This window comes from Rhodococcus sp. K11/5 (assembly GCF_055193735.1).
On the sequence record NZ_CM143721.1, the window covers coordinates 3,653,057 to 3,665,719 of the forward strand.

Consider the following 12,663-nt stretch of genomic DNA (forward strand, 5'->3'; position numbering starts at 1 on the left):
CGTCACACCGGACTGCCGATTCGGTGGTGGGTGATGCTCACCGCCGCCTCGGTGGGCCCGTAGAGGTTGTGCACGGCGAGACCGTCGGGGCCGAGGCTCACGAGTGTGCGAACGGTGCTCGGCGACAACGCCTCTCCGATGCACAGCACCGTGTGCACTCCCTCCAGAGCATCTCGGACCGCGGCGGCGCCGTGCGCGAGGAACGCATCGAGCAGGGACGGCACGAACGTCAGGACCGACACCCGCTGCTCGGCGAGCGTCCTCGCCAGAATCGCCGGATCGCGCTCGCAGCCCGGAGGTCCGACCACCAGCCGTGCTCCGGCGGTCATCGGCAGCCACAGTTCCCACACCGACAGGTCGAACGACGCCGAGGTGCGCCACAGCATCGCGTCGTCCGCGTCGAGGTCGATCGCCGCACGGAGCCAGCGCAGTTGGTTCGTCACGGCCCCGTGGGACACGACGACTCCCTTCGGCGCACCGGTGGACCCCGACGTGAAGACGACGTAGGCCGGGTTCTGCGGACCGAGGGCGCCTCCGCTTCCGGGAAGTCTCGCGGCCGAGCGCACGGCGGAACGTCGATCGGCCGAGCGCACGGCGGAACGTCGATCGGCCGGGAGCGCCGGGTCGATCGGCAGGTACGCCGCGCCGGCGCACACGATCGCCTGGATCTCGACGATCATGTCGATCGAACGCGACATCTCCACGGCGATAACCGATTCCGGTCCCACGCCCTGCGCACGCAGGGCGTCCCGCCGCGCGACGACCGCACGACCCAGCTCCTCGTACGTCAGGGTGCGATCGGTATCCGTCACCGCGACCCGGTCGGCGAAATCGACGTACGAGCGATGCAGGAGACCGGCCAGGGTGACCTCGTCCGGAGCCGTGGCGATGCCGGGCACCAGCAGGTCGTCGAGTTCGGCCGGGCCGAGCAGGGCGGCGTCCCCCACCGGGCCGTCCGGGTCCGCGAGAAGCGCCGCCGTCAAGGTCTCGAACGACCGCGCCATCGCGGCCCCGGTATCCGGGCCGAACAGGTCGGTCGCGAACGTCAGTGCCGCTGCGAGACCCGCCGGTGAACCGTCGGCGCCCACGGTCTCCGAGACCACCAGGTGCAGGTCGTACTGCGAGGTTCCCGGATCGACGTTCAGCGCTTCGAGCCGCACGCCCGCCACCTCCGCCGCGGGCATCTCCAGATTCTGGAACGAGAGCATGGTCTGGAAGATCGGATGGTGCGCGGTGGACCGCACCGGGGACAGTGCGTCGACGACGCGCTCGAACGGGATCTCGCTGTGCGAGAACGCATCCAGATCCGCCGCTCGCACCGCTCGTACGGTGTCCAGGAACGATGCGCCGGACTCGATCGGAGTCCGCAGCGCGAGGGTTCCGACGAACATGCCCACCAGATCGTCCAACTCGCGGTCACCCCGTCCGGCGATCGGCGTACCGATCACCACGTCCGCGGACGAGCCCCACCGAGCGAGGAAGACCGCGAGCGCGCTGTGCACCACCATGAACGGCGTCGCACCCGTGGCGTCGGCGACCCCGCGCAGGGCCCGATGCACCTCCGCGTCGAGAGTGACGGGGACCGTCGCCGATCGCAGGCTCGCGACCGGCGGCCGGGGTCGGTCGGTGGGGAGGACCGGGGCGTCGGGGATGCCGGCGAGCGACGCGCGCCAGTGGTCGAGATGCCGCGCCGCCTCGGACGTCGGATCGGTCGCGTCACCGAGGCGCGCCCGCTGCCAGACGGTGAAGTCGGCGTACTGCACCGGAAGTGGTGCGAACGCGGGAGCCGCCCCCGCCGCACGGGCCGAGTACGCGGCGACCAGGTCCCGCACCAGCGGGCGCATGGATTCGCCGTCGGTGCACACGTGGTGGACGACCAGCGCGAAAACGTGAGTTGCCTCGGCCTCCGGCCTTCCCACCGCCCACAGTCGCATCGCGATCGGCGGCGCCGCGGTCACGTCGAACCGCGTGGTGACCAACTCCGTCACCGCGTCCACCACATCACCCTCGTCGATCGGCACCGGCGACAGCTCGATGGGCACGGACGACGTCGGCACGATCTCCTGGTACGGCCCGCTCGCCGAATCCGGGAACCGAGTCCGCAGGCTCTCGTGCCGGTCGATCACGTCGACCACGGCGGCGGCGAGCGCCTCGACGTCGAGCGCACCGGTGATGCGCACGACGAGCGGCACGTTGTAGGCGGTCGCGTTCCACCGGGCACCCGCCTCGTCGAGGGAGGACGAGTTGTCGAAGACGTTCGCGAACCACATGCGGGTCTGGGCGTAGGACAGCGGAACACGTTCGGGGCGCACCACATCCGCCAGGGCGATCGACCTGTCCTCGCCGGAGGCGTCCAGAAAAGCGGCGAGTTGCTCGGCGGTGGGCGCGTCGAACAGCGCCCGCACCCCCACCCGTCGGCCGAGATCACGGCCGATCCGGGACACCACCCGCGTCGCGTTCAGCGAGTTGCCGCCGCCCGCGAAGAAATCGTCCTCGACACCGAGGGACTCGTCCCCGAGGATCTCGACGAACGTGGCCAGCACGGCACGCTCGGTGTCCGTCCGGGGATCTCGGGAGCGACCGCGCACGGCGAACTCGGGCGTCGGCAGTGCACCACGGTCCACCTTGCCGTTGGGGCTCAGCGGCAGGCGTTCCAGTTCCATCAGCACCGCGGGCACCAGGTGCGGCGGAAGTTCCTCGACGAGGCTCGCTCGCAACGCGATCGGATCCTCGGGCCCACCTCCGCACACGAAGTAGGACACCAGCGCGGTCTCCCCCGACGGCCCCGGCCGTCCGACGGTGATCGCCGCGACGATCGACGGACGTTGCACCAGAACGGCATCGACCTCGCCGGGTTCCACGCGGATCCCGCGGATCTTCAGCTGGGCGTCGACGCGTCCCACGTACCGCAGGTCGGAGGCCGTGCCGTCGGCGGAGATCACCGTGCGCACCAGGTCGCCGGTCCGATACATCCGTTCACCGGCGGCGGTGAACGGCGACGCGACGAACCGCGAGGCCGTCAGCGACGTCGACGACCGGTAGCCGCGCGCGAGACCGGGACCGAACAGGTACAGCTCTCCGATCGCCCCGTCGGGCACCGGGTGCATCCGGGCGTCCAGCACCGCGCATCCCGTCCCCGCGAGCGAGCGACCGATGCCCACCGGGTGCCCGACGCGAACGGGTTCCGAGAAGTGGCTCGCCACCGTGGCTTCCGTGGGTCCGTACGCATTGACGAGGCGGACGCGCTCGGCCCACGTGTCCCGCAGGGACGGTGCCAACGGCTCCCCGCCGACGGAGATCATCTCGAGATCGGGCAGCCGCTCGGCGTCGAGGGTGGACACCACACCGGGTGTCGACGACAGGTGCGTCACCCCGTGCTCGGCGAGGTGGTCCGTCATGGCGTCGCCGCCGACGAGGTCCGGCGGAACCACCACCAGTTCTGCTCCCGGAATGGCGGCCACGAGCAGATCCATCACGTACGGGTCGAAGCTCGGCGACGCGGTCTGCGCGGGCCGCGACCGAGAGGTGGTCGCGAAGCGTTCCCGCGTCGCCGCCGCGAGGGTGGTCAGACCGGAGTGGGTGACCACGACGCCCTTGGGCAGTCCGGTGGATCCGGAGGTGTAGATGACGTAGGCGGCGTTGTCGATGCGCACGGCGCTCGGCGCGACGGCGACCGGATCGCATTCGGAGGCTTCGAGATCGGCGCTCCACACGTCGTCGACGTCGAGCCAGTCCACCGACGCGGGGAGAGTCGACACGGCGGAGCGGCGGGTGACTCCGAGCCCGACCCCGCTGTCGGACACCATGTGCGCCAACCGCGCCTCGGGATAACTCGCGTCGAGCGGAACGTAGGCCGCCCCGGTCGCGGCCACCGCCCACACGGCGAGAACCATGTCCATCGACCGGGGAAAGGACAGCGCGACCACGGTCTCGGGTCCGGCGCCGCGCTCGATCAGTCGGCGCGCCAACCGGTTCGAGCGACGCGACAACTCGCGGTAGGTGACGGCGTGCTCGTCGGTGCGCACCGCCGGTCGATCGGGATGGCTCCGCGCCGCCGCCGCGAGGATCTCCGGCAGGGTCGACGGTCCGTCCCACGCCGTCGCCGGTCCCCGCAACGCGCCGAGGACACGGGTCCGTTCGACGACACCGGTGACGTCGAGGTCGATCACCGGGGTCGCGGTGTCGCCCAGGACGGCGTCGACGGTGGTACGCAGCAACGAGGCGAACGCGTCGACCGTCGTCTCGTCGAAGAGCGCGGTCGCGTAGACCAGGGACAGAGCGATGCCGGCGGGGCGACCGTCGGCGTCCACGGACGCCTCCGCGGTGAGCAGCAGATCGTCCTTCGCCGCGATCGCCTCCGTGCCGAGAATGCGGGCGGTGACGCCGGGAAGTTCGACCGATACCTCCGATCGCGATGCGCGATAAGCGAATCCGATGCGATACGGCGGCGACGCGGCCCGTCCTGCTGCGGCGATCACCCGATCGAACGGAACGTCGGCATTGTCGTACGCGGCGACGGCCGTGCGCCGAATTCCCTGCAGGACATCGACGAACGTGTCCGATGCGCCGAGAACGGCCCGCACCGCGACCGTGCCGACGAACGTTCCGAGGGCGGTGTCCAACGCCGGATCGGTACGGCCGGCGGTGGCGATGCCCACGGCGAAGTCCGTCGACCCGGTCCACCGCGCCACGGCCACGGAGTAGGCCGCGAGCAACACCATGTGCTCGCTCACCCCGTGGGCGCGGGCGAGCTCGTCGATCGACCGGTGCACCTCCGCCGGGAGGTCGCGGCGCACCTGTCCGGCGCCCGTGTCGGGGCGCACGGGCGACCGCGTTCGATCGACGGGGAGTTCCACCGCATCCGGCAGCCCGCTCAGCGCGTCGGACCAGTACGCGAGCTGCGTCCGAGCGAGGTCCGTCGGTTCGTCCTCCGTCCCGAGCATCGCGTGCTGCCACCGCGCGTAGTCGGCGTACTGCGGCGCGGGCTCCGCCCACGTCGGGGCCACTCCGCGTACCCGGGCGGCGAACGCGGTACCGAGATCGATGACCAACGGAGACAACGACTCCCCGTCCATCACCAGGTGATGGACACACACCACGAGAACGTGATCGGTCTCCGCGCGGCGTACCAGGGCGGCGCGTACCGGCGGCGCCGCGGTGACGTCGAACGGGGCCGACACCAGGTCGGCGATCGCGTCGACGTCCCCGCCGTCGTCCACGCTGATCACCGGCAGCTCCGTGGCCGGCGGATCCGCCGTCACCAACACCGGGCCGTCACCGTCGTCCGGAAAGTACGTTCGCAGGATCTCGTGTCGGGCGATCACGTCGCCGAGGGCCGCGGAGAGCGCGCCGTGATCGAGAGTCCCCGACAGGTGCAGGACCATCGGCACGTTGTACGCGGACGACTCGGGATCCAGCCGGTTCAGCACCCACAGCCGAAGCTGGGCAGGCGCCACCGCGATCCGGTCGGGGCGCGCGGTCGCGGCCACGGCGGCGAAGCGCGGCAGGTCGGATTCTCGAACTCCGCTGCGCCCGTCCAGCACTCGGGCCAGACCGCGCGGGGTGGGAGCATCGAAGATGTCGGCCACACGAAGGCCCGCGTCGGTCGCGGCGTTGATCCGGGCGATCGCCTTGGTGGCCGAGAGCGACGATCCGCCGAGGTCGAAGAAACTCTGATCCCGGCCGATCGGTGCCGTACCGAGCACGTCGACGAACACCGAGACGATCACGTCCAGCGACGGCGATCGCGGGGCGGTCGCGTCGTCCGAGACGGATTCCGGCGGCGACGGCGCCGGCAGCAGGGATTCCTCGACCCGCCCGGAGCGGTCCAGGGGCAGTTCCGGTACCGGCACCACCGCGTCGGGAACGGCGTAGTCCGGCAGCGCCTCGGCGGCGTACCCGTGCGGGTCGGCGACCTCCTCCGCGAAATGGACGTGAGCGACGACGCGGACGCCGGCACGCTCGTCGTGCACGGAGCGGACCACGGCGTCCACCACGAGCGGACGTTGCCTGAGGCGGGCCGCGATGTCGGCGCTGTCGACGCGCACACCGCGGCGCAGGGCGGCCGTTCTCCGCTGGGCGCCGACCGTGACGGCTCCCGATCTGTCCACGGTCGCAGCGACTCCGGTCCACAGGGCCCGCGCGCCGCCCGCGGCTGCCGGCGACGCGACGAACCGAGCCGCCGACACCGCGGCGCTGCCCCCGACGTCGGACGCCACCGCACCCCCCGTCACGTAGAGGTCGCCGGACACTCCCGCCGGGGCCCGTCGCAGTCGGCGGTCCACCACGATCGCGTTCGCCGGATCGAACGGACCGAACACCCCCGGCAGCATGCGGCAGGGTCTGATCGACGCGCCGTCGATCGTGCCGGCGAACGCGTCGTCCACCGCGACGACGATCGAATCCCCGACCGGGCGCTCGGCGTCTGCCGCGCTCGCGAGCGCCGCCTCGTGCACCGTCGCCGTCATCAGCGCGACGCCGTCGCGGCGGCACTGCGTGATCGCGTCCGTCGTTCGGTCCCGTACCCGCAGCGTCCACCCCGCGAGCAGTGCTGCCCAGAACTCGAGCGGCCCCCACCGCGCATCGTCGAGGTGGCCCCAGAGCACCGATCCGACCGGGAGCGCCGATCCGTCCGGTGCGGATGCCACGGCCGACCACAGTGCGCGCGATCCCTCGATCACCGCGGCGTCGTCGAAGGCGCTCCATCCGCTCTCGTCGGGGACGACCACGGCCATCGACGGCGCGCGGACCGCCGAGACGTCGTGGTCTCGGCTTCCGAACACCGCGGCGGCACCGTCGTAGGCGAGAGCGACGACGGTCACCGCGGTGTCGATGCTTTCCGTCCGTGGCACCGCGACCGGTGTCACCGAGCCCTCCGATCGGCGGGCCTCGGCCGCGGCGTCCAGAGCGGCGAACGTGAGGGTTCGATCTCCGTCGATCACAGCGGGTCGGTGGGGATGGTCGCGGGCGACGCGGCGAATCTCTTCCGCCAGGGTGCCACCGCCGGCCGCGGCGCGCAGCACCGCGCCGAAGGTGCTGCCGAGGTCCGCGAGGGCCGTCGGTGCGAGAACGGCGAGTGCGGCCGACAGCGCCGAATCGGGCGCCGCCGCGAAGGTCGGTACCGCCGCACGCAGACCCGCTGCCGTCCGCTCGAGCTGACCGAAGGTGACCGTGACGCCGGCGTGATCGACCGCGACCGCGTCGGGGTTCGCCGCGGCTCGCTCGGACACCACACGACTCAGGCCTAGCTCCGGCACACCACTCCCCCTCGAATGTCCGAAAAGTCTTGTTCGCGGATTTCCGTTGTCGGCTCGAGCACAAGCACTTCTCTGCGACCACCATAAACGGGTCGAGAACGTCGATGCCGACACCGCACGGCGGTATCGTGGACGAGGTTGTTCGCGTTCCGAACCATCGCTCGCTTCACCGCGACACTGCCCGAAGAAAAACGTAGGAGTCGACACCTCACATGGCCTCGTCACACGGCGCTTCACCCGACAAGAAGCCGGGCGGTCACCGGTCTCCGTTTCGGACCGTCGTCGCCGCGGTGGGAGCCTTCGTCGGGACGCTCCGGGAATCCTCGGTCGATCCGCAACGGCTCGACGACATTCCCGGAGTGAACGACTTCTCGGTGATGACCGGCGCACGTCGCCCCCGCCCGGTGATCCTCGTTCACGGAACGTGGTGCAGCGCCTACGACACCTGGTCGACCCTGGCACCCGCGTTGGTGGCCGACGGCTTCGCCGTCTTCGCACTCGACTACGGCCATCGCCGCGGCTACGACTCCACCAACGCGTTCAACATGGTCGGCGGTGGCGACATCGCGGATTCCGCGCGAGAGTTGGCCGGCTTCGTGGAGAAGGTCGCCAGTTCGACCGGCGCCGACGCGGTGGACATCGTCGGCCACTCGCAGGGCGGGACCGTGGCGCATCAATACGTGAAGTTCAACGGTGGCGCGAACCGCAGCGACCCGCGTCGAAACCGCGTCCGCACCCTCGTCACCCTCGGGGCCACCAACCACGGCACCACGTACGGCAACAAACAGGTCGTCGGCGCGGTGGCCGAACGGCTCGGCTTCCCGGTCGTGCCCACGACGGACGCGACGGTCGGCCCGTCGTATGCGCAGCAGCTGTTCGGGTCCCCCTTCATCGCCGCGCTCAACGAGGGTGGCGACACCGTGCCGGGAGTGCGCTACACCGCCGTCGCCACGCGATTCGACTCCGTGTCCACTCCCCCGGAAGCGACGTTCCTCGACGCCGGTCCGGGAGCCGAGGTGAGCAACGTCTGGCTACAGGACGGGGACCCGGCGAACACGGCCGATCACATGCAGCTGACCACGGACCCGCACGCCGTCGAACTCGTGCGACGGACGCTGGCCGCCGATTCGACGCGGCAGCTCGGGGCGCGCACCCGCCCGTGACTCGAGATGCGGGTCGTTCGAACTGCGAATAACGTTGCTCGGCGATGACGAATTCTTCGAACGAGCCGACATCGCACGACGCCACACTCGACGCCACGCCTCGCCCGACGCTCACCGTGGTGATCCCTGCCTTCGACGAGGGCGCGAATCTGGACACGTGTCTCGACGCCCTGGAGGCCCAGACCGAACCACCGGACGAGATCATCGTCGTGGACAACAACTCTCGCGACGACACCGGTCGGCGCGCCGAGGCGTTCGCGGCGCGTAGCTCGGTCTCCGTACGGGTGCTGAGTGAACCCCGCAAGGGCACCGTGCATGCCCGCACCACGGGATACGACGCCGTCACCACCGACCTCATCGGTCGCATCGACGTCGACACTCTGGTTCCACCCGACTGGTCCGCGCGAGTTCGTGACTTCTTCGCCGCACACGGTGCGGTGTACGGAGCCGGTGCGGGCTTCTGCACGGCATACGACCTGCCGTTCCAGCAGAAATTCGCCGACGCTCATGCCACCATGTCCGCGGACCTCGACCAGCGCCTGGCCGAGGGTGACGCGATCGATCAGGAGCGCCTGTTCGGATCGAACATGGCGATCACCCGCCGGACGTGGCGGTCGGTGCGCTCGGCGCTCGCCGATTCGACCGCCAGGTTCGAAGATCTCGACCTCGGCCTGACCCTCGGCGAACACGGTCACCGCATCGCCGTGATTCCCGGGCTGACCGCGACCATCTCGGGACGGCGGTATCTCGACCCGCTGCCCACCTACCTGCGGTACGCGCGCCGGGAGATGACGACCTACCGCGCACACGGGATGAAGCGGGAAGAACGGCTGGCTCGGGTTCGCCTTGCCGTCGTGACGCTGCCGTTCTACCTGGTGATGTGGGTGCCGTTTCGGGCCTACGACCCGGACACGCGCACCTTCTCGCTGGGTCGCCTGCAGGCCGGACGCCGCGCGCGGCGCGTGGCACCTGCCTGGACCTGACGACTACGGTCACCGATCGCCGCGGCGCCAGATCTCTCGACAGGCACCCGAGACGAACCAGTCGTAGGTCTCGAAGAAACGAGCCCACACCCGTCTCGACGCGGCGATGGCGTGACGCCCCGCCTCGATCAGTTCGGCGTGGTCACCGTCGGACTCCTCGAGCGCGACGACATTGCGCGCCATGGCACGCGCCTGGCTGCGCGTCAGACGCAGGCGGCGCACCGACGCCGGGTCGATGTGATCGGGAAACGTCTCACAGGTCGCGCCGATCGCACGCAGCGACAGCATCGTGCGCAGACACTTCTCGCACCGCCCGCAGTTGTAGGCGCCGTCGTAGTTGATCCAGCACAACCGAAGGTGCCGCATGGCCACCGCACTCTACGCGATCCGTGCGACCTTGCCGGGCCGACCGACCTCGATCGAATCGTGCTCGAACGTCACCCGAGCCGTCGACCACAACGGGTCGAGATCTCGATGGGTTCCCCAGGGAACCACGCTGTCGACGACGTGTGTGCTCGGCACGATCACGGTGCCCACGTACGGGGCGAGCGCGATCGCGACGTGGGCCATCGCCGCACCGTGGTAGATCGGTCCCCAGTCCAACTTCGCGCGCGCTCCGAGCGCCCGTACGTCGGTTCGGACCACGATCAGTTCTTTTCCCAGAGCCGATGCGGCGGAACGGATTTCGCGTAGCGTCGATTCACCCAGCGCGGTGTCGTCCACCGCGATGTCGAAGCCGAGGACGAAGATCAGGTGGGTGATCCGCTCCTGGTGCCGTAGTACCGCGTAGAACGAATCGACGCCCCCGCTGAAGAAGCACCCGACGCCGGCGGCGCGCTCGGGCACTGTGTCGTCGATGGTGACGTGTACGTCGACAGGACGAAGATGCCGGTACCAGGACAGCAGGAGTTGCTGTGCGGCATCGATGTTCGCCCGCTGCACGGAATCGATGGTGCCGTCGAGGTACAGGTCACCGCCGACGCGCATCGCCACGGGCAGCGCCGCCGGCAACACGGCAGCGGCCGACGGCAACAGCGGAACATCGGCGACCGTCCTCACCAGGACCGTCCCCGCCGGAGTCCGCACGGTGGCCTCCACCACGTCGCCGGGAACCACCGAGCACCGGACGGCACGGGGCTCCTGCGCCTCGCGGCGACTCATCGGATGACGTCGGAATCGTGCAGGATGCGACGGGCCGCGCCGACTGCGTCGTCGAAATCGATGGCCATGTGCACCCCGGGACAGTCACCGAGATAATCACGGTGGACGGCCGACACCTTGCGATTGACGTTGTCCACCAGGACGACCGGGATCCCGAGCAGGGCGGCGAGCACACCTCCGTGGAGCCGGTCCGTGATCACGACGCGTCCCCTCGCCAGCCGTCGTATCGCGGCGTCGAGGTTCAGGGTCGACCGGTGGTCCATGGCACGGCGAGCTGCGTCGTACGTACGCCGCCTCGCTCCTGGAACCTTCCCCGCGCAAGCTTCCGCGATCGCGAGAGACCACCACTGCACGTTCGCCGCGGGTCCGAGGGACCAGTCGACACGCTCGGTGGTGAGGTCGTTCACCGCGTCGTCGTCGAGCCGGTGAATCGCTTCCGGATCTCGCCGAGCGAGGAACACCACGTCGACTTCGGGGGCGCTGCCCGGTGGGATCGCGAGATCGGCACCGAACGCGAGGTCCGGGCAGAATCGCACCGTGGTTCCGGCGAAGCCGGCGCCGGTGCGCTCGACGCCGTCGTGGTCGCGGATCAGAACCGTCAGGTCGGGGTGGGCGTCGTAGACCACTGCCGCGGCCGCCCGAGCCTCGTCCGAGGAGAAGTCGATGCTCTGCGGCAGTTGCACGATGGTCCGGCCGGGGAAATCCCCGATCACCTTCTCTCGAAATTTCTGATGCATAGGCCACCGGTCGCCGAAGTTTCCTCCCCCTTGCAGGAGAATCGGTCCGGTGGGGACGCGTTCGGCGAGCAGCCGCGCGTCGTAGGTATGAGGCGCGCAGACGTAGTCGACGCTGCAGCCCAGCCGATCGAGGTATGCCGCGGTGCCCGCGTAGATGAGGTGGTCGCCGGCGTTGAAATAATGGGGGTAGTCGAGCAATGCAACCGGTCCCGGCGCAATGACGTCCCGCAGCACGGCCACTGTCTCCCTCCGAATGGCCGCGACGGCATCAGTAGGTGTCACAGCCGACGAACCTACCGGTTCGGATCACGGTCCGCGTCCCGATCGGACCACCACCGTAACTCGAGTCACTTCTGCCTCACCTGTAACGTGAAGACGCATGAAGTCGTCGATCGAAGGTCTGAGCGCATGGTGTTTCGTTCCCGCACGATGATCGCTGCCGTGGCGCTGACGACCGCCGCCCTGGCCGCATCACCGTCCACAGCCGAGGCCCGCGAGGAAGCGCCCCCCATTCCCGAAGCGAGCATGACCGTGCCCGGCGCCGACGACATGAACTGCATCCCATCACCCGAGCATCCACGTCCGGTGGTCCTGGTCCATGGGACCTGGTCCAACGCCGAGGCCACGTGGTCCGATCTGGCCCCGCAGCTGCGTGAGCAGGGGTACTGCGTGTTCGCGATGGACTACGGTCAGCGCGAAGGGCTCGATCCGAACAATCTGCTCAACCTGTGGGGCGGCGCCGACATCGCCCGTTCCGCCGGGGACCTCGCTGCCTTCGTCGATGTCGTGAGGGCACGTACCGGCGCCGATCGCGTCGACATCGTCGGCCATTCGCAGGGCGGCATCCTCGCTCGTCAGTATCTGAAGTTCAACGGCGGCGCGGACGTGTTGAACCCGTCCCGCAACGCGGTGAAGAACGTGGTGACCCTCGGCGCCACGAACCACGGGACCACCTACGACGACAAACAGTTCTGGGGGAAGCTCGCCGAGTTGGTCGGGATCCCGGTGGTCGACGTCGCCGCCGCGGCCGTCGGCCCGTCCGCAGTGCAGCAGATGGTCGGATCCCCGTTCCTGCAGATCCTGAACGCCGGTGGCGACACCCTTCCCGGAATCGACTACACCGTGATCGCGAGCCGCAACGACACGGTCTCGACCCCGCCCGCCAACACGTTCCTCGCCGCTGGGCCCGGCGCCACCGTCGACAACGTCTGGGTACAGGACGTGTGCCCCGACTCCACGATCGATCACATGGCGCTCGCATCCGCCGACCCGATGCCGTGGTTGATCATGCGCGGGCTCGACGACGCGGGGACACCTCCTTCACCCGTCTCGTGCTCCGCCCCCGACTGACCCGGTTCGGAAG

The 12,663-nt window shown here is 69.8% G+C and carries 7 protein-coding genes; 3 read left to right on the forward strand and 4 right to left on the reverse strand.

The window, feature by feature from the left end:
- Positions 1-2 precede the first annotated feature (2 nt).
- Positions 3-7,229, reverse strand: coding sequence for an amino acid adenylation domain-containing protein (locus tag ACY466_RS17125; RefSeq protein WP_463246852.1), 7,227 nt, complete (start codon positions 7,227-7,229; stop codon positions 3-5).
- A gap of 239 nt (positions 7,230-7,468) precedes the next feature.
- Here ACY466_RS17125 and ACY466_RS17130 point away from each other — a divergent pair, with 239 nt between their 5' ends.
- Positions 7,469-8,419: an esterase/lipase family protein gene (locus ACY466_RS17130; RefSeq protein WP_463246854.1), complete on the forward strand. Its 951-nt coding sequence runs from the start codon at positions 7,469-7,471 to the stop codon at positions 8,417-8,419.
- A gap of 44 nt (positions 8,420-8,463) precedes the next feature.
- On the forward strand, positions 8,464-9,402 hold the full coding sequence (locus ACY466_RS17135; RefSeq protein ID WP_463246857.1) for a glycosyltransferase family 2 protein: 939 nt from the start codon (positions 8,464-8,466) through the stop codon (positions 9,400-9,402).
- A 9-nt stretch (positions 9,403-9,411) separates the two neighbouring features.
- Here the strand turns inward: ACY466_RS17135 and ACY466_RS17140 are convergent, their stop codons facing one another.
- The 3 genes from ACY466_RS17140 to ACY466_RS17150 are packed head-to-tail and all read right to left on the reverse strand — an operon-like array spanning position 9,412 to position 11,540.
- Positions 9,412-9,768, reverse strand: coding sequence for a hypothetical protein (locus ACY466_RS17140; RefSeq protein WP_463246859.1), 357 nt, complete (start codon positions 9,766-9,768; stop codon positions 9,412-9,414).
- A 12-nt stretch (positions 9,769-9,780) separates the two neighbouring features.
- A complete protein-coding gene (locus ACY466_RS17145; RefSeq protein WP_463246862.1) occupies positions 9,781-10,563 on the reverse strand; it encodes a hypothetical protein in 783 nt (260 codons plus the stop codon).
- Positions 10,560-11,540 carry a polysaccharide pyruvyl transferase family protein gene (locus tag ACY466_RS17150; RefSeq protein ID WP_463246864.1) on the reverse strand — a complete coding sequence of 327 codons (981 nt, stop codon included), beginning with the start codon at positions 11,538-11,540 and terminating at the stop codon, positions 10,560-10,562. Before ACY466_RS17150 ends, ACY466_RS17145 begins: the two co-directional genes overlap by 4 nt.
- Positions 11,541-11,708: 168 nt before the next feature.
- On the opposite strand from ACY466_RS17150, the gene ACY466_RS17155 reads away from it, so the two are divergent.
- Positions 11,709-12,650 (forward strand): lipase family alpha/beta hydrolase, encoded by a 942-nt coding sequence (locus ACY466_RS17155; RefSeq protein WP_463246866.1) that lies wholly within the window; start codon positions 11,709-11,711, stop codon positions 12,648-12,650.
- The last annotated feature ends 13 nt before the right edge of the window (positions 12,651-12,663 follow it).